At 65.0% G+C, this 20,778-nt stretch carries 19 protein-coding genes; 15 read left to right on the plus strand and 4 right to left on the minus strand.

Features of this window, described 5'->3' with window-relative positions; translation table 11 throughout:
• The first annotated feature begins 167 nt into the window (after positions 1–167).
• From B9Y86_RS10750 to B9Y86_RS10765, 4 genes are read left to right on the plus strand one after another with little or no spacing between them, the layout of a single operon-like run.
• Positions 168–1,361, plus strand: coding sequence for an inorganic phosphate transporter (locus B9Y86_RS10750; protein ID WP_085485840.1), 1,194 nt, complete (start codon positions 168–170; stop codon positions 1,359–1,361).
• Positions 1,358–1,654 carry a hypothetical protein gene (locus B9Y86_RS10755; RefSeq protein WP_085485842.1) on the plus strand — a complete coding sequence of 99 codons (297 nt, stop codon included), beginning with the start codon at positions 1,358–1,360 and terminating at the stop codon, positions 1,652–1,654. The genes B9Y86_RS10750 and B9Y86_RS10755 overlap by 4 nt, the downstream gene beginning before the upstream one ends.
• 25 nt (positions 1,655–1,679) lie before the next feature.
• A complete protein-coding gene (locus B9Y86_RS10760) occupies positions 1,680–3,074 on the plus strand; it encodes an aldehyde dehydrogenase family protein (protein ID WP_085485844.1) in 1,395 nt (464 codons plus the stop codon).
• Positions 3,075–3,127: 53 nt separating this feature from the next.
• On the plus strand, positions 3,128–4,684 hold the full coding sequence (locus tag B9Y86_RS10765; RefSeq protein ID WP_085485846.1) for an aspartate ammonia-lyase: 1,557 nt from the start codon (positions 3,128–3,130) through the stop codon (positions 4,682–4,684).
• Here B9Y86_RS10765 and B9Y86_RS10770 read toward each other — a convergent pair.
• Positions 4,665–5,711 carry a YihY/virulence factor BrkB family protein gene (locus B9Y86_RS10770; RefSeq protein WP_085485848.1) on the minus strand — a complete coding sequence of 349 codons (1,047 nt, stop codon included), beginning with the start codon at positions 5,709–5,711 and terminating at the stop codon, positions 4,665–4,667. The two genes, B9Y86_RS10765 and B9Y86_RS10770, sit on opposite strands and share 20 nt — an antisense overlap.
• 56 nt (positions 5,712–5,767) lie before the next feature.
• Here B9Y86_RS10770 and B9Y86_RS10775 point away from each other — a divergent pair, with 56 nt between their 5' ends.
• The 4 genes from B9Y86_RS10775 (at position 5,768) to B9Y86_RS10790 (ending at position 11,355) form a co-directional block, all read left to right on the plus strand.
• A complete protein-coding gene (locus B9Y86_RS10775) occupies positions 5,768–7,189 on the plus strand; it encodes an FAD-binding oxidoreductase (protein WP_085485850.1) in 1,422 nt (473 codons plus the stop codon).
• A 68-nt stretch (positions 7,190–7,257) separates the two neighbouring features.
• Entirely contained in the window at positions 7,258–8,589 is a 1,332-nt protein-coding gene (locus B9Y86_RS10780) for a PrsW family intramembrane metalloprotease (RefSeq protein WP_244894719.1), read from the plus strand.
• A 63-nt stretch (positions 8,590–8,652) separates the two neighbouring features.
• Positions 8,653–10,917 (plus strand): HelD family protein, encoded by a 2,265-nt coding sequence (locus B9Y86_RS10785; RefSeq protein ID WP_244894720.1) that lies wholly within the window; start codon positions 8,653–8,655, stop codon positions 10,915–10,917.
• 66 nt (positions 10,918–10,983) lie between these two features.
• Positions 10,984–11,355 carry an FKBP-type peptidyl-prolyl cis-trans isomerase gene (locus B9Y86_RS10790; RefSeq protein WP_217809195.1) on the plus strand — a complete coding sequence of 124 codons (372 nt, stop codon included), beginning with the start codon at positions 10,984–10,986 and terminating at the stop codon, positions 11,353–11,355.
• A 94-nt stretch (positions 11,356–11,449) separates the two neighbouring features.
• Here B9Y86_RS10790 and B9Y86_RS10795 read toward each other — a convergent pair whose 3' ends face one another.
• Together B9Y86_RS10795 and B9Y86_RS10800 are read right to left on the minus strand one after the other, a co-directional pair.
• Positions 11,450–12,775 (minus strand): MFS transporter, encoded by a 1,326-nt coding sequence (locus B9Y86_RS10795; RefSeq protein ID WP_085485856.1) that lies wholly within the window; start codon positions 12,773–12,775, stop codon positions 11,450–11,452.
• A 55-nt stretch (positions 12,776–12,830) separates the two neighbouring features.
• The gene (locus tag B9Y86_RS10800; protein ID WP_085485859.1) at positions 12,831–13,685 is read right to left on the minus strand and encodes a LysR substrate-binding domain-containing protein; all 855 of its coding nucleotides are present in this window, start codon (positions 13,683–13,685) and stop codon (positions 12,831–12,833) included.
• A gap of 146 nt (positions 13,686–13,831) precedes the next feature.
• Between B9Y86_RS10800 and B9Y86_RS10805 the strand changes: the two genes are divergently transcribed.
• On the plus strand, positions 13,832–15,175 hold the full coding sequence (locus B9Y86_RS10805) for an MFS transporter (protein WP_244894721.1): 1,344 nt from the start codon (positions 13,832–13,834) through the stop codon (positions 15,173–15,175).
• Positions 15,176–15,269: 94 nt separating this feature from the next.
• Positions 15,270–15,539 carry a 30S ribosomal protein S15 gene (rpsO, locus tag B9Y86_RS10810; protein ID WP_044438586.1) on the plus strand — a complete coding sequence of 90 codons (270 nt, stop codon included), beginning with the start codon at positions 15,270–15,272 and terminating at the stop codon, positions 15,537–15,539.
• Between the two features lie 113 nt (positions 15,540–15,652).
• On the opposite strand, the gene B9Y86_RS10815 is transcribed toward rpsO, so the two are convergent.
• Positions 15,653–15,940 (minus strand): hypothetical protein, encoded by a 288-nt coding sequence (locus B9Y86_RS10815; RefSeq protein WP_085485863.1) that lies wholly within the window; start codon positions 15,938–15,940, stop codon positions 15,653–15,655.
• A 62-nt stretch (positions 15,941–16,002) separates the two neighbouring features.
• Here B9Y86_RS10815 and B9Y86_RS10820 point away from each other — a divergent pair, with 62 nt between their 5' ends.
• The 5 genes from B9Y86_RS10820 (at position 16,003) to B9Y86_RS10840 (ending at position 20,712) form a co-directional block, all read left to right on the plus strand.
• Positions 16,003–16,470 carry a VanZ family protein gene (locus B9Y86_RS10820; protein ID WP_085485865.1) on the plus strand — a complete coding sequence of 156 codons (468 nt, stop codon included), beginning with the start codon at positions 16,003–16,005 and terminating at the stop codon, positions 16,468–16,470.
• Between the two features lie 4 nt (positions 16,471–16,474).
• A complete protein-coding gene (locus B9Y86_RS10825) occupies positions 16,475–16,906 on the plus strand; it encodes a hypothetical protein (RefSeq protein WP_085485867.1) in 432 nt (143 codons plus the stop codon).
• 57 nt (positions 16,907–16,963) lie between these two features.
• The gene (locus B9Y86_RS10830) at positions 16,964–17,389 is read left to right on the plus strand and encodes a hypothetical protein (RefSeq protein WP_085485869.1); all 426 of its coding nucleotides are present in this window, start codon (positions 16,964–16,966) and stop codon (positions 17,387–17,389) included.
• 40 nt (positions 17,390–17,429) lie between these two features.
• A complete protein-coding gene (locus B9Y86_RS10835; RefSeq protein WP_085485871.1) occupies positions 17,430–18,068 on the plus strand; it encodes a hypothetical protein in 639 nt (212 codons plus the stop codon).
• A gap of 370 nt (positions 18,069–18,438) precedes the next feature.
• Complete coding sequence (locus tag B9Y86_RS10840) at positions 18,439–20,712, plus strand: polyribonucleotide nucleotidyltransferase (protein ID WP_085485873.1); 2,274 nt, start codon at positions 18,439–18,441, stop codon at positions 20,710–20,712.
• Positions 20,713–20,778 lie beyond the last annotated feature (66 nt).

The following is a 20,778-nucleotide window of genomic DNA, read 5'->3' on the forward strand; positions in this document are numbered from 1 at the left end:
CTCGGGACCCGCCGGAGAAGTTGACCGTGCGGAGCGAAGGATGCGATTATCGAGTTGCCCGTGAACAGGGCAACCCTAGACACCCTAATAGTGTGTGAACTCATCGCGAAGTGAAGCGGTGAAATTCCCCTGCGCGAACGTGTGTGCACCTCTAGAGAGAGTCGCTGGTGGATCTCACCCTCATCGTTGTCCTGGTCATCGTTCTGGCGCTCTTCTTCGACTTCACGAACGGCTTCCACGACACCGCAAACGCGATGGCCACGCCCATCGCGACGGGTGCCCTGAAGCCACGCATGGCCGTCGCACTCGCCGCGGTACTCAACCTCGTCGGCGCCTTCCTCAGCACCGAGGTCGCTCGCACGATCTCGGGCGGTTTGATCAGGGAGGGCGACGGAGGAATTCAGATCACGCCGGAGATGATCTTCGCCGGCCTGATCGGAGCCGTCTGCTGGAACATGGTCACGTGGCTCTTCGGCCTGCCGTCGAGTTCGTCTCACGCGCTCTTCGGAGGCCTGATAGGAGCGGCCGTCGTCGGGGCGGGCCTCGGGTCGGTCGACTTCACTGTTCTCGTGTCGAAAGTCGTGCTTCCCGCGCTCGTCGCGCCCATCGTCGCCGGCGTGGTCGCCTTCGTCGCTACGAGGCTCGCCTACGCGATCACGCGTGACCCGGCGACGGGCCGTGGCCTCGGCCGCGGCAACTTCCGCTACGCGCAGATCTTCTCGTCGTCGTTGGTGGCACTCGCGCACGGCACGAACGACGCCCAGAAGACGATGGGTGTGATCACGCTCACCCTGATCGCTACCGGAGCCCAAGCCGTCGGAACGGGCCCGGAATTCTGGGTCATCGCCGCCTGTGCCCTGGCCATCGCATTGGGAACCTATACGGGCGGCTGGCGCATCATCAAGACGATGGGAACGGGTCTCACCGACATCAAGCCCGCGCAGGGTTTCGCAGCGGAAACCAGCACCGCCGCGACGATCCTCGCGTCGAGCCACCTGGGCTTCGCCCTGTCGACCACCCAGGTCGCGTCTGGCTCTGTGATCGGCTCGGGCCTCGGTCGCAAGGGTGCATCCGTGCGCTGGCGCACCGCCGGTCGCATCGCGCTCGGATGGCTCCTCACGCTCCCTGCCGCTGCCGCTGTCGGCGCGGTCGCTGCGCTGCTCGTCAGCATCGGTCCGGTCGGCATCATCATCGATGCCGTGCTCGGTCTCGCGGTGATCGTGGCGATCTTCGTCATCTCGTCGCGTGACAAGGTCACGAGCGGAACCGTCGTCAGCGAGGTCGACGCGGCGGTCGGCGCTGTGCGCACCCCGAAGGCCACCCGCAAGAACCGCAAAAAGAAGAGGCAGGCAGCCGAATGATCGACTGGGCGGCGTTCGCCATCGTGGCAGCAGCGGCACTCGTCTCGGCGTCTGTCGTCGTGAGCCTGTTCGCTGTCGGTCTGAGGCTGTTGAATGTGGGGCGCGGCCTCGACGCCGACGAGAGCCCCGGCACCATCGAGACCACGCCCTCGGGCTCCGTCTCGGTTGTGAGCGGCCAGACGGAGCGGCGGCCTCGCTGGGCCACTGCGGCCGCTGTCGCGTGCTTCACGCTGTGCAGCGGCGCGGTGCTCTTCGGCATCTATCTGATCGTTCCGGTTTTCCACGCGTCGTGAGGCCGGTAACGCTAGGGTCGTGGCCATGGACTCAACTCCGGCGATTCCCGAGCTCATCTCTGCTGTTCGACACGGCTTCGATTCGGGGCGCACGCTGTCGCTCCGCTGGAGGCTGGAGCAGCTCACCGGGCTCCGGGACTTTCTCCTCGAGCGCGGCCCCGAGCTCGAGCGGGCTCTCCGTGACGACCTGGCCAAGAACCCGAGCGAGTCGCAGCTGACCGAGATCGGTGTCGTATTGGCCGAGGTCTCCCATACGATCTCGAATCTCACGTCCTGGCTTCGGCCGCGCTCGGTGCGGGTTCCGCTCGCTCTCGCCCCGGCATCCGCATCCGTCATGCTCGAGCCGCTGGGCGTGGTGCTCATCATCTCGCCCTGGAACTACCCGGTGCAGCTGCTCCTCGCCCCGCTGGTCGGTGCCCTCGCTGCCGGCAATGCTGTCGTCCTCAAACCGAGCGAACTCGCGCCCGCCACCTCCGCCGTCATGGCACGCTACCTGCCGCGCTATCTCGACAGCCGCTCGGTGATCGTCGTCGAGGGCGCGGTCGACGAGACGACCGAGTTACTCGCCGAGCGCTTCGACCACATCTTCTACACGGGCAACTCAAGGGTTGCGCGAATTGTCGCCGCCGCAGCGGCCAAGAACCTCACGCCGGTCACACTCGAACTCGGCGGAAAGTCGCCGGTCTACGTCGACGAGACGGTCGATGTCGATGCCGCCGCGAGGCGAATAGCGTGGGGCAAGTTCCTGAACGCCGGGCAGACGTGCGTCGCTCCAGACTATGTGCTGGCGACGCCGGATGTCGCGGGCCGCCTCGTCGAGGCGCTGCGAAAAGCGATCGGCTCTCTCTACGGCCACGACCCGCGCAACACTGCAGACTACGGGCGGATCGTGAACGACGCTCAGTTCGGTCGGCTGTCAGCGCTCGCTGAGGCGGGTAACGCCGCCATCGGAGGCCGTACCGACGCGTCAGAGCGTTACATCGAACCGACCGTCCTCACCGAGGTGAATCGATCAGACGACGTCATGGCGCAGGAGATCTTCGGTCCTATTCTCCCGATCGTGACAGTGACGGGGCTGGACGACGCTATCGCGTATATCCGCTCCGGCGACAAACCGCTCGCCCTCTACGCCTTCACCGATGACAAGACGGCGCGCCGCAGGTTCTTGACCGAGACGTCATCGGGTGCGGTCGGTTTCGGCGTCACCGTAGCGCAACTGAGCATTCCTGGATTGCCCTTCGGGGGCGTCGGCGAGAGCGGAACCGGCAGCTACCACGGCAAGCGGAGCCTCGAGACGTTCAGCCATGAGAAGGCCGTGCTCTCAAAGCCTTTATCGCCCGACACCCTGCAACTCGTGTACCCGCCGTATACCCCCAAGCGCAGCTCGTTCATCCGCGGGCTCCTGCGCAGGCTGAGCTAGGCTTGGTTGCTGGGCCACGAGCCCTTCCAACAAGCAATGGAGCTGATATTCACATGGAGAATGCCCCGACGACGGCGCCCACAACGGCCGCTGAGAGACTCGCAGCGCAGACCTCGGCCGAGACCGCGGCCCAGCCTTCGACGGCCACTCGCTTCCGCACAGAGACCGATTCGCTGGGCAGCGTCGACATTCCCTTCGACGCTTTCTGGGGCGTGCATACCGCCCGAGCACTCGAGAATTTTCCCATCAGCCGTCGACCCATCTCGGTCTACCCCGATCTGATCGACGCGCTCGTGATAGTGAAGCAGGCGGCTGCCAGGGCGAACGTCGACATCGGTGTTCTCTCGGCAGAGAAGGGTGCCATGATCGATGCCGCCTGCGAGGCCATCCGGCAGGGTGAGTATCACGACCAGTTCGTCGTCGGTGTCATCCAGGGAGGCGCCGGAACGTCGACGAACATGAACACCAATGAGGTCATCGCCAACGTCGCCCTTCAACTCGCGGGCGAAGAGAAAGGGCGATACGACCTGCTGCATCCGCTCGACGACGTCAACCGCAGCCAGAGCACCAACGACACGTACCCGACCGCGGTAAAGCTCGCGCTGTGCTTCTCGCTCAAGCGCTTGCTGGTAGAACACGCGCTGATGCGCGACTCGTTCGCCGCGAAGGGCAAGGAGTTCGTCGGTGTGCTCAAGGTCGGTCGTACTCAATTGCAGGACGCCGTGCCGATGACCCTCGGCCAAGAGTTCCACGGCTTCGCGACCACCCTCACCGAAGATCTCGACCGGCTGGAGGAGACCGTCCCGCTGCTGTGGGAGATCAACCTCGGCGCCACGGCCATCGGCACCGGTATCACGGCCGACCCTCGCTACGTGGAGTCGGTGCGTGCCCATCTGAGCGCCCTCACCGGCTACGAGCACATCACCGCAGCCGACCTCATCGAAGCGACAAGTGATGCCGGTGTCTTCATGCAGCTGTCGGGGATTCTGAAGCGCAGCGCCATCAAACTGTCGAAGATCTGCAACGATCTCAGGCTGCTCTCCAGCGGCCCCCAGGCTGGTTTCGGCGAGATCAACCTGCCGCCTCGGCAGGCGGGTTCCAGCATCATGCCTGGCAAGGTGAACCCCGTCATCCCCGAGGTGGTCAACCAGATCGCCTTCTCTGTAGCGGGCGCCGACCTGACCGTCACGATGGCAGCCGAGGGCGGCCAATTGCAGCTGAACGCATTCGAACCCGTCATAGCTCATTCCCTGTTGCAGAGCCTGGCCTGGATGAGGCAGGGCTGCCGAACACTGCGGATCAACTGCATCGACGGCATCACGGCGAATCACGAGAGGCTCGACGCGATGGTCGCATCGAGCGTCGGCGTCGTCACTGCTCTCACCCCCTACATCGGATACTCGGCGGCATCCTCGTTGGCGCACGCCGCTCTGCTGACCAAGCGCAACATCGCCGATCTCGTGGTCGAGGCCGGGCTCATGGACAGGGAGCGCGTCCTGAAGCTGCTGTCACCCGCCCGGCTCACCGGACTCGAGCCGGTGACCGATGTGATCCAGGTGATCGCGCAAGCCGAGGCTGAGGCTGAGGCGTCTAAGACCGACGATCGCTGACCTTCGACTCCGTCTCTCGCAGCATCTGCGAGAGACGACGTAGTTCGCGACCGTCTGAGAGATCGGCTGATAATCGTCGGGCCAGGATGCTGTTGCGTGCGGTATCGCGCAGCGGCACCTGGATCGTCTCCTCAGCTGGAAGGCCGGCCAGGAGCTGACGCGCCCGGGTGAGTTCCGCATCGACCTCGACACCGAGCATCAGGACCGCCGAGGAGATGTACAGCCAGATGAGTGCGGCGATCGGAACACCGAGCCAGCCGTACAAGCGGTCGTAGTTCGCGAACGTGGCGAGGTAGAGGCCGAAAGCGACGGCGGCGAGGGTCCACGTGGTCACAGTGAAGGTGGCGCCCACCGAGAGCCAGCGCAGGCGGGGCCGATGCAGATTCGGTGTTCCGTAGTAGAGGAAGCCGACCGTGAAGATCGCGATCAGGGCGAGCGGTATCCACTTGAGCGCCGACCAGAGCTGGGCGATGACCTCGGGCCAGCCCAGGGACGCGGCGAGAGCATCCGCCACCGAGGGAGTGATCGCAACGATGAGGCCGATGGCGAGGTAGCAGGCGATCAGTCCTGCCGCGACGCCCAGCATCAGCACGCGGTTCTTTGTCAGCCGACGCCCTTCCTCGACCCCGTACACGTTGTTCATGGCGCGACCGAACGCGGTGGCGAACCCCGACACGGTCCACAGAGTGAGGACGGTACCGACAAGGAGCGCCCAGCCCGAGTTCGGTAGGAGGGAGAGCTGGTCGAAGATCGCACGCACCGCCGTCGAGGTGTCAGGCTGCAAGAGGCGGCCGACGACATCGAGGATGAGCTCGATGGTCGCCCCTCGGCTGTCGAACAGCGCGAGTCCCGAGACGATGGCGAGCGCCGCAGGAAAGAGCGACAGCGCCGAGAAAAAGGTGATCGCGGCAGCCGCGTCGATGTCGCGATGCAGGATGAACCCGTGCCAGGTGCGACGAATCGCATAGAGAGTCGCTCTGCGGTCGAGCTGCCTGCGGGTGGGAAGGGGGTCACCCGCGCTCGTCATGATTCGATAGTAGAGGGCGGCCTGAAGAGCGCTGAGACACGGCCTAGCATGGCCGTATGTTCTCCTCCGAGCCAACGTCGTCTCAGCTCGTTCTCGACCTGCTCCAGGCCGAACTGGGTGAGGTCGTATCCGCCGATCCGGCGCTTCTGCAGTCTGTCCGCACAGACAAGTCGGGATGGGTGGCACCTGGAGCGCCCCTCGCTGTGGTTCTCGCCCGCACGACGGAACACGTGCAATCGGCCATGCGGATCGCGAGCAGGTTCAGGATTCCCGTCGTGCCGCGCGGTGCAGGAACCGGCCTGGCGGGCGGTGGTGTCGGCACAGACGGTGCGCTCGTCATCTCGACAGAACTCATGAACGAGATTCTCGAGGTGAACCCGGCAGACGAACTCGCCGTGGTGCAGGCCGGCGTCATCAACCAGCATCTGAGCGACGTCGTGGCGCCGCACGGTCTGGTGTTCTCTCCCGACCCGGCGTCGAAGGCCATCTCGACGATCGGGGGCAATATCGCCACGAACGCCGGAGGTCTGCTCTGTGCGAAGTACGGGGTCACCAGAGAAGCGGTGCTCGGACTCGTCGTCGTGTTGCCCGATGGCACGCTGCTTCGAACGGGACGACGCAGCGTGAAGGGAGTGACCGGCTACGACCTCACGGCCCTGTTCACCGGGTCCGAGGGCACGCTGGGGGTCATCGTCGAGGCGACAGTGCGACTCAGACCGATTCCGTCGGGCGACATCGTCACCCTCGGAGCTTTCTTTCCCGATGTCCGCGCCGGTGCGGCAGCGGCGGCAGCGATAACGGCAGCCCTCATCAGACCGGCTGTCATGGAGTTGATGGATCACGCGTCGCTCGTCGCAATCGACGCTTACTCGGGCACCCGGCTCTCCGAGGGCGGCGGCGCCTATCTGCTCGTGCAGACGGACGCCCGCGGTGCAGCAGAGGAAGCCTCGGCGATCTCGGAGATCTTGACGAGGCTCGGAGCCGATGTACGCCTGGCTCGCGACTCCGCGGAAGGGGAGGCCCTTCTGGCCGTGCGGCGGAATTTCCACCCCGCGCTCGCATCCGTCGGCGATGTGCTCATCGAAGACATCTGTGTTCCCCGATCACGCCTCGCAGCGATGTTCGACGCGATCGATGAGATCTCGCGGCGGCACGGCATCGCCATCCCGACGGTCGCGCATGCCGGTGACGGGAATCTCCATCCCAACTTCGTCCTGCCGCCACGCAGTTCCCAGCCAGCCACGGCATCGAGCGAGCCGAACGAACAGTGGGTGCCGGCATCCGTCTGGGCCGCGGCCGACGAGCTGTTCGTCGCGGCCATGGAGTTGGGCGGGACCCTCACCGGCGAGCACGGTGTGGGCGTGCTGAAGAAGCGCTGGCTCGAGAACGAGCTCGGCCCCCAGAGCGTCGAACTGCAACGCGGCATCAAGAGCGTCTTCGATCCTCAGTCGATCATGAATCCAGGCGCCGTCTTCTGACTCCCGGTTCCCCCCAAAGAGGTCCTGTGCCCGCTAGGATCGGTGGCCTGTCACCGATGAGGAGCATTGTGTCCCAGCATTATCAGCCCGGCTACTATCCCCAGCAGGCCGAGCCTGCATTCGCGCCTCAGCCACAGCAGGCGGTGAACCCCGTCTACGCCGAGAACGCCGTGTGGTCGGCGCCCACTCCTCCGACTCCGAAGTCCACCGGACTGGTGCTGTCGATCATCGGAATCAGCGTGCTCGGATTCGTCTTCCTCGCTGTGCTCGCCTACGTGGCGATCGGGCTCGGACCGGTCGCGCTCGTGGTCTGCGGCCTCGTCGCGCTCATCCCTCTCTCGGTGGTGATCCTCACGATCACCTGGATCGATCGTTGGGAACCGGAGCCGCGTGGCGCCCTGTGGTTCGCGTTCCTCTGGGGAGCGGCAGCCTCGGTCGCAATCGCCCTGCTCGTGGGTCTCGGAATCCAGCTCGCTGTCTACTACGCCACCGAGGGTCAGGGCGGCGTGGGCGACTTCTTCTCCGCGGTCATCCAGGCGCCTCTGGTCGAGGAGAGCGCGAAGGGTCTCGGTGTGCTGATCCTCTTCTTCGTACTTCGTCGTCACTTCGACGGCCCGATCGACGGACTCGTCTACGGAGCGACCGTCGCGGCCGGATTCGCCTTCACCGAGAACATCCTCTATTTCGGTTCGTCGCTGATCGAGTCAGGGGGAGTCGGCCTCGGCTTCACGTTCTTCCTGCGCGGCATCATGTCGCCTTTCGCGCACGTCATGTTCACCGCCTGCACCGGTGTCGCCCTCGGCTTCGCATCACAAAAGAAGGGCTGGCTTCCGGGTATCGGATTCTTCTTCATCGGTCTGGTTCCGGCTGCCCTGCTGCACGCGCTCTGGAACGGTTCCTCGTTCATCGTCGAAGGCCTCGGCGGCTTCTTCCTCGTGTACGCGATCGTGCAGGTGCCGCTGTTCGCTCTGGCGATTATCGCGGTCGTGTTCTTGCGCAAACGTGAGGCCGCGCTCACCCGCGTGCGCCTCGAGGAGTACGCGTCGGCGGGATGGTTCACGCCTGAAGAGGTCGCGATGCTCTCGACCGGAGCGGGCCGACGACAGGCGCGTGCCTGGGCTGCGGCTCAGGGCGGCGACAAGGGTCGCGTTATGCGACGCTTCACGCTGGATGCGACACGGCTGGCATTCGCGCGACAGCGGGTCGTCACCGGCCGCGATGGCATCGGCGGCCAACGAGACGAGGCCGATCTGCTGCGAGCGGTCGCTGCAGACAGGGCATCTCTGCTCGCATCGGTGCCGCAGGGCCCCGCTTTCACGGCGCCTCAGCAGTACCCGCAGCAGCCTTCTGGGCAGTATGACTCTCCCTCGCAACCACAGCAGGGCCCGCCCGTCATCTGAGCGCACGGGCGCGGGCTCGAGACCCGAGTAAACTAGATGGCCGCTGTCAAGGAGTGTCTATTCGTGGTTTCAACCGAGCTCGCCCAGGAACGTCGCTACGTCGAGGAGTTGTATGCCCGTCTCGACGCGCTGAGGTTGGAGGCACGAACGGCGCTCGAGAGAGTGCGCCGCGACGATGTGGGCGGCAATCACCAGAGCCGTTCAGAGCGGGATGCCTATGCTCGGCTCTACGAGGACCGCATCGCTCAGCTCGACGAGGTCGACGACCGGCTCGCTTTCGGCAGGCTCGAGCTCTCCGACGGCGATGACTCCGACGATGGCTCGCCGTTCCGGTATATCGGCCGCATCGGGTTGCGCGACGAACAGCTGAAACCAATCCTGCTCGACTGGCGGGTGCCCCAGGCGGCCGCGTTCTACCAGGCGACCGCGGCGACTCCGCTGGGCGCTCGAGCGAGACGCCACCTCATCACCGAGGGTCGCGTGGTCACTCGTATCGACGACGAGATCTTCGATTCCGAGCTGCTGGTCGAGCAAGCAGACTCGCTGCAGGGCGAGGCCGCGCTCCTCGCGGCGCTCACCGGTCAGCGGACCGGTCGGATGAGCGACATCGTGGCCACGATCCAGGCCGAGCAAGACAGGATCATCAGATCCGACCTCGGGGGAGTGCTGGTCGTTCAGGGCGGGCCCGGCACCGGCAAGACCGCGGTCGCCCTTCACCGAGCCGCCTACCTGCTCTACTCCCATCGCGAGCGACTCGCGTCATCCGGCGTGCTCGTCGTCGGCCCATCGCGAGCCTTTCTGCAGTACATCGAAGCCGTCCTGCCGAGCCTCGGAGAGACAGGGGTCGTCGTCTCGAGCGTCGGCGGCCTGTATTCGGGCCTCGAGGCGGTGCACGACGATGCCCCCGAGACCGCTCGGGTGAAAGGCGCGGCCGAGATGGCCGGCCTCATCAAGCGCGCCGTACGCTCCCGACAGCGCGTGCCGCTCGAGGCGATCGACCTCGATATCAACGGTGAGCGGCTCACCCTCGAGCCGGGGCTCATCGCCTCAGCGATGAACCGGGCATGGGAGACCCGCAAGCCGCACAACGAGGCCCGCGTCGTCTTCGTCAAGAGCGCCCTCAACCAGTTGAGCCGTCTTCTCGCCGAGCAGCTGCGTTCACACGGCAACACGGTCGACGACGCCGATCAGGCCGTGCTGCGCGAAGACCTGCGCACCTCGCACGACGTGGTGGTAGCACTCAACACCGCCTGGCTGCCACTCACTCCCGAGAAGCTGCTCCAAGATCTCTACGCGAGGCCGCAGTGGCTCGCCTCGCTCACACCTCAGTGGTCGAACGAGAAGCGTGCGCTCCTTCGTCGCGACCGCGACGCGGTGTTCACTATCTCCGATGTACCCCTGCTCGATGAGGCGGCCGAGCTACTCGGTGAATACAACGCGCAGAATGCGGCTCTGAAACGTGAGGAGAAGCTGCAGAAGAAGCGCGACATCGAGAACGCCGAGAACGCGATCCGCAACATGCAGGTCGAGGGCCTCGTGCACGCGGAGGACCTCGCTGCAGGCTTCGCCGAGCGAAGCGTGCGGGGAACCACGGCCGAGCAGGCCGCGGCCGATCGTACGTGGACGTATGGCCACATCGTGGTCGACGAGGCCCAGGAGCTGTCGCCCATGCAGTGGCGCGTTCTCGCGCGTCGCTGCCCCCTGCGATCGTTCACCGTCGTCGGCGACATGGCCCAAGCCAGCGCCGCGGCGAGCGCGCGCAGCTGGCAGGATGCCGTACACCCGCTGGTGGGGGCATCACCCCTCGGCGAGCGGTGGAGGCTGGAAGAGCTCACGGTCAACTACCGCACTCCCGCACAGATCGCAGCGGTCGCCGAAGCGATGGCCGAGAAGAACCAGCTGCCGATCACCCGCGCGACGGCGGTGAGAGAGAGCGAATGGCCTGTCTCCACGACGATCGTCGAGCTGCGTCCCTCCGATCGGCCCGTCGATCCCGAGGCACTCGGCGACGCGGTGATCACGGTCATCGAAGACGACCGTGATATCGACGACCGAGGAACGGTGGCCGTCATCGCCCCCGAGGCTACGGTAGGCGCGCTGTATCCCGCCCTGTCGGAATCGTTCGGCCGCGATATCGGTCTGGGCGCTCAGGGCCTGAACCGCGCAATCGCCGTGCTGACGGCGCAGGACGCGAAGGGTTTGGAGTTCGACGCGGTCGTCGTCGTCGACCCCGACGGCATTCTCGCCGAGTCGAGTCGTGGGGCATCCGGGCTCTATGTAGCGATGACCAGGCCGACTCAGCGCCTGCATCTCGTGCGGCCCTCCTGATCGTCTCGATTACCCCCTGAGAGAACGCTTTTGACCGGCACACCCCGGGAGCGGTTGGATGGGGTCATGACCGAAAACATGAACACCAAGCCAGAGATCGACTTCCCCGAGGGCCCCGCTCCCACCGAGCTGGTCATCGAGGACATCGTCGTCGGAGACGGCGCAGAAGCGACCCCCGGAGCAACCGTGGAGGTGCACTACCTGGGCGTCGAGTACGAGACCGGCGAGGAGTTCGACTCGTCGTGGGGTCGCCAAGAGACCATCACCTTCCCCCTCAATGGCCTCATCGCCGGTTGGCAGGAGGGCATCCCCGGCATGAAGGCCGGCGGACGCCGCAAGCTGACGATTCCGCCTCACCTGGCCTACGGTCCCGCCGGCGGTCACTTCCTCGGCGGCAAGACTCTCGTCTTCGTGATCGATCTGATCAGCGTTCCGTAACGTTCGCTCGTCTCGACCGCAGCGGCGGGGCGTGGAGCAGATCTGCTCCGCGCCCCGCCGTCGTCGTCTGCGACGGTGGTTTCACAGTCTCGAATCAGGGAGTCGGATGCAGCGCGTCGTACTCCCTCAGCGAGCGGTGCAGACGCACTGCGGCGAGAGAGAACAGCACCACGATCGCCCCACCGAGCAGGGGCGGCAGCCACAGCAGTGCGGTCGCCGCCGCAAGGCCCACGTAGGCGTCGCCAAGACGCGGACCGCCCGTCACCACGACCGTGAAGACTCCCTGGATTCGACCGCGCATGACGTCGGGGACGGCCGACTGCATCATGGTCTGCCTGAAGATCGCGCTGACGTTGTCGGAAGCACCCGCCCCGGCTAGCGCGACGCTCGCCAGGGCGAGCGCGGGCAGGTTGGCGTCATCGAACGATGACGTGATGCCGGCGGCCCGACCGTGATCCATCACGAGAAGCACGAGGCCGAACGCCGCGATGAATCCTCCATAGACGGCGACTGCGCTGCCGATCGCGCGGCCCTGCATACGAACGTGTCCCAGCCTGCCGGAGAACACCGACGAGAGCAGAGCACCCACAGCGAAGGCGGCCGAGAGGATGCCGACCGTGATCGCCCCGCCGCCGATCAGCAGGGCGCCGACCGCAGGGAACACGACCCGCGGCATCCCGAACGTCATTGCCACGATGTCGATGAGAAACGACATGCGGATGTTCGGGGCGCGTCTCAGAAACGCCAAGCCCTCCCACACGGCTGCGAAACCAGCGCGGCGGCTCCCGCCCTCCGGAATGATCCTGGGAAGAGTCACGACGCCGGTGAACGCGGCGATGAAGAGCACGACATCGACCGTGTACGTCCATTGGAATCCCACCGTCGCCACGAGCACGCCGGCAAGCGCGGGTCCGACCGTCACCTGCACGCCGAAGCTGATGCCTCCGAGAGCCGACGCTGCGGGAAGCAGATCGGGCGACAGCAGTCTGGGCACGATCGCGGAGCGGGTGGCGCCGACGACCGTGGTGGCGACGGCCGTGATTGTCGTGAGTGCATAGAACATCCACAGTTCGTCGACACGGTTCCAGGCGAGGAGCGCGAGTCCGACCGTAGACCCCCAGGCCAGGAACTCCGCCACGAGAACGACTGTGCGCCTGTCAAAGCTGTCAGCGAGGACACCGCCGTACACGCCGGCGATGATCATCGGAACGAGGGCGAAGACACCGACGAGCGACACGGCGGTCGTCGACCCGGTGATGTCGTAGATGTGCAGACCGACGGCGATGATGGTCATCTGGCCGCCGATTCCTGCGATCAGGCCTCCGAGCCACAGGCGAAAGAACGCTGGGCTGCGGCGGAACGGCGCGAGGTCGACGAAGTGCGTTCTGCGGGTCGGCGCATCTGCCTGGGGTCTTTTCACTGCGCGGCGTTTCCCATCATCTGAAGAGTCGTTCTATCGTGCACGAGGATCGCCGTCATGCCGTTCGGTTGAGGGTGCGGCCCATGATGGCCGAGATGAGTGCGTCGACCGGCTCCGCTGGAGCTGCAGGGTTTCGAAGCAGAGTCAGGTCGACCTCGCCCAATTCCGGCAGGTCGAACCGGTTTCCGACCACGACGAGGTCGTCGGGAATGAGAGACCGGGGGAAGACGGCAACGCCGAGACCCGCCCGCACCGCAGCAAGGAGACCGTTCACCTCTCGCGTGTTACATGTGATGCGCCAACGCCGCCCGGCCTGTTCGAGCGCCTCGATCGCGCTCGTGCGGCTGACGGTCGTTCCCTGATAAGTGATCAGCGGCACCGGTGTGCCGAGCTCGACGATGGTCTTCTCCTGGCCGACCCACACGAGCTGGTCCCGCCGCACCACGGTTCCATCGGTGGTCTCGGGCCTCTGCTTGATGAAGATGAGATCGAGCGAGCCGGCGTGCAATTTGCGAAAGAGGGGCCCCGACTGGTCGACCGTGAGTTCGAGATTGATCTGTGGATAGAGCTGGCGAAAGTGCCTGAGGATGCGGGGGAGTTGTGTGATCGCCAGATCGTCTGCAGCGCCGAAGCGAAGCTTGCCTTTCATGGCCGAGCCGCTGAAATAGTCATCGGCCGCGCTGTGCGCCGCCAGGATCGTTCGCGCGAAGCCCGCCATCGCATCCCCGTTGTCGGTCAGCGACACGTCGCGCGTGTCGCGGGCGACGAGAAGACGACCGGATGCTTGCTCGAGTCGCCTGACGTGTTGGCTCACGGTGGGCTGGCTGATGCCCAGACGCTGGGCGGCCACGGTGAAGCTCGAGGTCTCGGCAACGGCGAGAAAGGTGCGGAGCAGGGTGGGATCGAACACTGGTCTCATTCGGAAAAGTAATGGGAGTTATAGGGTCAATTTAGTCGGGGAATGATCGGGGAGGGTAATAGCGTTGAAGAAACGGATGCCCGGCATCCATCTTTTCTATACGCAACCGCTTTCGTTATCTCGCACTTGGATTATTCGTGACACCCCCTCCCTCCGACCCGTTTCCCGTAACCGCCCCGATGCCCGTTCTGAGTTCGGCACCTCCGTGGAAAGACACCTTCTCCTCCCTGAGAGTCCCCAACTTCCGACTCTTCACCTCGGCCAACATCGTCGCCATGACAGCTCTCTGGATCCAGAGGATCGCCCAGGACTGGCTGGTGCTCGAGCTCTCCGGAAGCGTCGCCGCAGTCGGGCTGACCGTCGCGTTGCAGTTCGCACCGATGCTTTTTCTGGGGCTGTACGGCGGTGTTCTGGTCGACCGCTACTCGAAGCGGATGCTCTTGGCGATCACTCAGAGCGTCTCGCTGCTCGCCAGCGTGGCGCTGGCGGTGCTCGCGCTGACAGGAGTCGTCGAGGTGTGGCACATCATGCTCGTCGCTCTGGTCGTGGGCCTGGCGACGGTGATCGACAACCCCACGAGGCAGGTCTTCGTCAACGAACTCGTAGGGCCGAAGTATCTGCGCAACGCGATCAGTCTGAACTCGTCCGTCTTCCAGCTCGGCGCGCTGATCGGGCCGGCGATCGGTGGCGTGCTGCTCGTCTCGGTGGGAGCCGGCTGGTCGTTCGCGATCAACGCCGTGGCGTGCCTTGGCGTCGTCATCACGGTCTTGAGACTCAATCCTGCGACCCTCTACCCTGCTCCCGTCGCGCCGCGGGCGAAGGGGCAGCTGAAAGAGGGTCTGTCTTACGTCCTCGCCAAGCCCACGATTCTCTGGACTGTGGTGATGGTGGCATTCGTCGCGGTCTTCGCCCTGAATATGCCCGTGCTGCTCGCGGCCTACGCCTCAGACGTCTTCGACAGCGGCCCCGGGGGATACGGCCTTTTCAATTCCCTCGTGGCTGTCGGCGCATTGGCCGGCGCCGTGCTCTCGACACGGCGCACGAGCATCCGGCTTCGCGCCGTGGTCATCACGGGTCTCGCGTGGGGAACCATCCAAGCGATCGTCTCCGGCGCACCCACCGAGCCCGTTGTCTGCGTATTGCTCGTTCTGGTCGGATTCTGCACGCTGCAGTTCCTCACGGGCGCGAATCAACTGATCCAACTCTCCAGCAACGTGTCTATTCGTGGTCGCGTCATGTCGGTCTACGTGCTGGTGCTGCTCGGTGGCCAGGCGCTCGGCGGCCCTCTCATGGGGTGGCTCGTCGAAAGCTATGGCCCACAGTTCGGCATGCTCGTGTCGGGAGTGGTTCCGGCTGCGGCGGCACTGGTCGTCGGCGTGCTTCTCGCTCGAAGCGGCAGATTCACCGTCCGACTGCGTCGGCGGCTGCCGCTGGTCGCCATCGTGCAGCACCAGCAGACCGGCTCGCGCGCGATCTGCTAGAATCTCAAGGTTGCCGTCTAACGGCCGCGGATAAAGAGAGCCCGCACATACTGTGTCGGGCACCGCGCAATGAGGAGAAAGGGGATCACCAACTATGGCTCTTGAAGCTGATGTCAAGAAGGCGATCATCGAAGAATACGCAACCCACCCCGGTGACACCGGATCCCCCGAGGTCCAGGTCGCGATGCTCACGCGTCGCATCAAGGACCTCACGGAGCACCTCAAGGAGCACAAGCACGACCACCACTCGCGTCGTGGACTCCTGCTTCTGGTCGGACAGCGTCGCCGCCTGCTGGGTTACCTGGCCGACGTCGAGATCGAGCGCTACCGCGCACTGATCGAGCGTCTGGGCCTGCGTCGATAGTTCGCCGCACTTCTTGACGATGGGCCGTTCTCTTCTCTAAGAGAACGGCCCATTCGTATTTCCACGCCCGATCCGACCGCGTGTGTAACCGCGCACGTCTCTAGGCGGGGCGATCAGACGCGATCGTCGTCGCCGAGCTCCGCAGCGCTCTCGGCTTCGTAGTCCTCGTCGTCGAGATCATCGTTCGTCTCGTTGGGATCGTCGATCTGCAGGGTGTCGATGTCGTTCTCGACTCCGAATTCCGTGTCGGCTCCGTCGAGAAGGCCTTCGTCGAGGCTCTCTTCATCGTCGACGGACGGGTCGCCCGGATTCGTGAATTCCGCATCGCCTCGGCCGTCGAGTTCACTCGAGACCTCGAGCAGATCTTCTTTGTTGTATTCGTCTCGTTCGCTGTCAGTCATATCTCGACTCTAGAACAGTGAATGCACACTTCCCACCAAGACTTGTGCGGCAGGATCGACCCATGTTCCGACGCCATCCCGTGCTCTCCGTTCTCACGGTGCTCTATCTGGCGGGAGTGGGCTGGGTCACCCTGGGCCCGGAGCCCTACGATGACGGAACGAGCAGCATCCTGTGGCGCTTTCTCGACTTCTTCGGCCGCTATGAGGCGACCGACTGGATCACGTTCGACCGCGTCGAGTTCGTTGCGAACATCGCCATGTTCGTGCCCTTGGGCATCTTCTTCGTGCTTCTTTTCGGCCGTCGGCGCTGGTGGCTCGCAATTCTTCTGTGCTGTGGCATCTCGTGCGCAATCGAGATCTGGCAGGGCGCACTTCTCCCGACGCGCGTCGCCGATCTGGCCGACATCGCAGCGAACACGTCTGGTGGCACGGTCGGCGTGCTGCTCGGTGTCGTGCTCATGTCGATTTCGTTGGCGCGGCGTGGTCGCCGCAAGCGTGTTCGCGCACGAGCCGCGCAGGCGCTTGGATAGACGCATGAGATTTCTTTCCTTCGGTCGCGTCAACAACCCAGAACTCGCGAAGACCGACCAGGGCTCGGGCTCGCTCGACGACTACCTGTACGACCTGGTACCGCGCAACCAGAAGGTGCGCATCCAGCTGGCCGACAGCGACCCTTGCCAGGACGCGCTGCGAGCCGTCCTCGATCAGGGAGTGACCGAGACCGAGGCTTTCATCTCGAGACGAAGCGCAGCCGACGAGAGAACGGATGCGCCGACGCCCGTGCGGCTCTTTGTGAATCAGCGGCCCACCCCGGTCGTCGGCTTCGTTCCCCGTGGCCTTGAGGCCCCTGTCGAAGCTGCCCTGGGGCGGCTGGCCGACTCGGGTAAATCCACTCGCATGCAGGCGACGATCCGTCAGACCAAGAACGGTCTGCGGGTCGATCTGGCGGTCGGTCTGACTCGCTGATCCCGATTCGGGCAACTCGATCTTCCCTCTCGAACTCCGGGGGAGTTGAATGACCCTATGGTCATCGGTGATCGGAGCGGTTCGGGTGTTCCCGACAGGCATGATTCGGGCGCGGGATCCCTCGCCGACTACACCTACAACCTGTTTCCCCGATTCGCGGGTGTCATCCTGAGGGCGGCCGGAAGCATGCCATTCCAAAGTGAGTTGGCCGAACTGCGTGAGTTGCCTGATCGTCCGGCGGAGGCATTTGTCGAACGTCGGCCTCCGGCTGACGATCGCGTCGACGCGCCGATGCCGGTGCGCCTCTGGGTCGGCTCGGAGTTGAGCGGCGTCATCGGATTCGTACCACGCGGACTAGAGGCACCGGTCGACGCCTGCCTCGGACGGCTTTCAGACAGAGGCAAGGCGCCTCGCATCCCGTGCTCCATCGTCTCCACTCGACATGGACTCCGCGTCGACCTTCGAATGGGTCGGGCGTACTGAGCGGTCCATTTATCGGGTGTGGACATGCTTGGATTGAACAATGCCCGCACCTCGCCGAAAGCTCTCCGTCTTCGCGTGGGAACCGTTTCTTCTCGGCCTCGTGATCCTTGCCGCCTTGGCTGCGTCCATGACGGTGCGTCTTCCTGTGGTCGGCACGGTCGTCGGCGCAATCTCCATCGCCGTCGCCCTCCCGGCGATCGTGCAGCTCGTGCGCCTTGGGCTCAAGAGCGGGGGAGAGCGCAATTCGGCATCGCGGCTCGCGAGGCTCGACGGCTTCCAACTGCGTGAGGTTCACGTAGACGGAGTCCTCATGCTCGACGAGACCAATCGGCGCCAGGATCCCATCGACCTCGCCCTCGGCTGGACCGATCCTGCGCTCACCGTGGTTCTCTGGCCCGGAGCGACCCGATGGCTTGGCCGCGAGCTGCGTGTCGAGGCGTATTTCTTCGGCGGCCCGAAGCCCGCTCGCGCGGGATTCCTGCCCCGCGGAACCGAGGCATCCATCGGCGAGGCCTTAGAGAAGCTGCGCGATGAGGGCGTGCTCGCGACAGTACCGGCGCGGGTCTTCGGCGACGGCAAGCTGCCCGATCCGTCGAGGCCCTTCACCCGACTCGCCCGCCCACTCACGGTCGAGGTCGGGCGACCCGCCGACGGAGCAATCGACGCTATCCGGCCGTAGGGAGTCCATGCCTGCTAAGATCGGCCTGTTGCCCCTTGTGAGCAACGAGAACAAATAAATACACGAGCATCAAATGCGGAGCAGGCCGGCAGGACGCTGGTCACCGGTGGTGGGTTTCGGAACGCGAATGAGGCGGTCCGAGGTTTTCTACTGTTGGCCAGACATGCGCCCCATGCTCTGATGGTTCTGACGAATCCCTCGAATCCCTCGGATTCGACAAGGCGCGTACGTGCACGGGTCTCGCAATCGGCGAGTGCCCGCATGTCGCTCTGTCACCCCACTCCGCTGTACGCATCGCGAGAGCCCACACGGGGCCGCGAATTCTCTTCGCCTGCATGGCGAGAGACAACACATAAGGAGAAACCCCCATATGGAGGGTCCAGAAATCAAATTCGCCGAAGCCGTTATCGATAACGGCAAGTTCGGCACCCGCACGGTCCGCTTCGAAGCGGGACGTCTGGCACAGCAGGCACAGGGCGCCGTCGCGGCCTACCTCGACGAGGAAACCATGCTGCTGAGTGCCACCAGCATCGGAAAGCACCCGAAGGACAACTTCGACTTCTTCCCGCTCACCATCGACGTCGAAGAGCGCAGCTACGCCGCGGGAAAGATCCCCGGATCGTTCTTCCGACGCGAGGGACGTCCCTCGACCGAGGCCATCCTGGTCTGCCGTCTGATCGACCGCCCCCTGCGCCCGTCGTTCGTCAACGGTCTCCGCAACGAGGTCCAGGTCGTCATCACGGTGCTCAGCATCGCTCCCGACGAGTTCTACGACACCCTGGCGATCAACGCGGCCTCCGCGTCGAGCCAGATCTCGGGCATCCCCTTCTCGGGTCCCATCGCCGGCGTACGCCTGGCACTGATCGGTGACCAGTGGGTCGCCTTCCCCAAGTACTCGCAGCTCGAAGAGGCCGTATTCGACCTCACCGTCGCCGGCCGCGTCGTCACCGACGCCCAGGGCAACCAGGACGTCGCGATCATGATGGTCGAGGCCGAGGCCACCGAGAACAGCTGGAACCTGATTCAGGCCGGCGCCACGAAGCCGAACGAGGAGATCGTGGCGCAGGGCCTCGAGGCCGCCAAGCCGTTCCTCAAGCAGCTCGTCGAGGCCCAGGCCTCGCTCGCCGCGCAGGTGAACAAGCCCGTCCGCGAATACCCCGTGTTCCCCGCCTACAGCCAGGCCGGATATGACGCGGTCGCCGAACTCGCCTACGACGAGCTCGTCTCGATCTACCAGATCGCCGACAAGACCGAGCGTCAAGATGCAGATGACGCACTGAAAGAGCGCGTCAAGATCGCCATCAACGAGAAGGTCTCCGCAGGCGAACTGTCGGGCGACATCCCGCCGATGGTCTCGGCCGCATACAAGTCGGTCACCAAGACCGTCGTCCGCGGTCGCATCCTCACCGAGGGTGTGCGCATCGATGGTCGTGGCCTCGCCGACATCCGTCCGCTCGATGCCGAGGTTCAGGTGATCCCGCGCGTGCACGGTTCCGCCATCTTCCAGCGCGGTGAGACCCAGATCCTGGGCGTCACCACGCTGAACATGCTCAAGATGGAGCAGCAGATCGACTCGCTGAGCCCGATCAAGAAGAAGCGCTACCTGCACCACTACAACTTCCCGCCCTACTCCACCGGAGAGACGGGTCGTGTCGGTTCGCCGAAGCGCCGCGAGATCGGGCACGGCTTCCTGGCCGAGCGCGCGATCGCACCCGTGCTTCCGAGCCGCGACGAGTTCCCCTACGCCATCCGCCAGGTCTCCGAGGCTCTGGGCTCCAACGGCTCCACGTCGATGGGTTCCGTCTGCGCCTCGACCCTGTCGCTGCTGAACGCCGGTGTGCCCCTGCGCGCACCCGTCGCCGGTATCGCAATGGGCCTCGTCTCCGACACAATCGACGGAGAGACCCGTTACGCGGCCCTCACCGACATCCTCGGTGCCGAAGACGCTCTCGGTGACATGGACTTCAAGGTTGCTGGAACCAGCGATTTCATCACCGCGATCCAGCTCGACACGAAGCTCGACGGTCTGCCCACGAGCGTGCTCGACGGCGCCCTGAAGCAGGCGAAGGCCGCGCGCACCGCGATCCTCAACGTCATCAACTCCGCGATCGACGCTCCCGACGAGATGGCACCGACCGCGCCTCGCGTCATCAGCGTGCAGATCCCCGTCGACAAGATCGGTGAGCTGATCGGCCCGAAGGGCAAGACGATCAACTCGATCCAGGACGAGACCGGCGCCGACATCTCGATCGAAGAAGACGGAACCGTGTACATCGGTGCCGTCGACGGCCCCTCTGCCGAGGCCGCTCGCGCCCAGGTCAACGCGATCGCCAACCCGACCAACCCCGAGGTCGGCGAGCAGTTCCTCGGAACCGTCGTCAAGATCGCGACGTTCGGTGCGTTCGTGTCGCTGCTCCCGGGCAAGGACGGCCTGCTGCACATCTCCGAGGTGCGCAAGCTCGCCGGTGGCAAGCGCGTAGAGAACGTCGAAGACGTGCTCGGCGTCGGCCAGAAGATCCTGGTCGAGATCACCAAGATCGACGACCGCGGAAAGCTGTCGCTCGCTCCGGTCGTCGCTGACGAAGCCGACACCGAGGGCTCCGCTGCAGCCAGCGAAGGACCCGACGCTCCGGCCGAAGGCTAGTAGCCCAGCACGAAGGCCCGTCCCACTCCGGTGGGGCGGGCCTTCGTCGTTTCGGTCCTCACGCAA

This window comes from Agreia pratensis (assembly GCF_900177685.1).
In the GTDB taxonomy this organism is placed as follows: Bacteria; Actinomycetota; Actinomycetes; order Actinomycetales; family Microbacteriaceae; genus Agreia; species Agreia pratensis.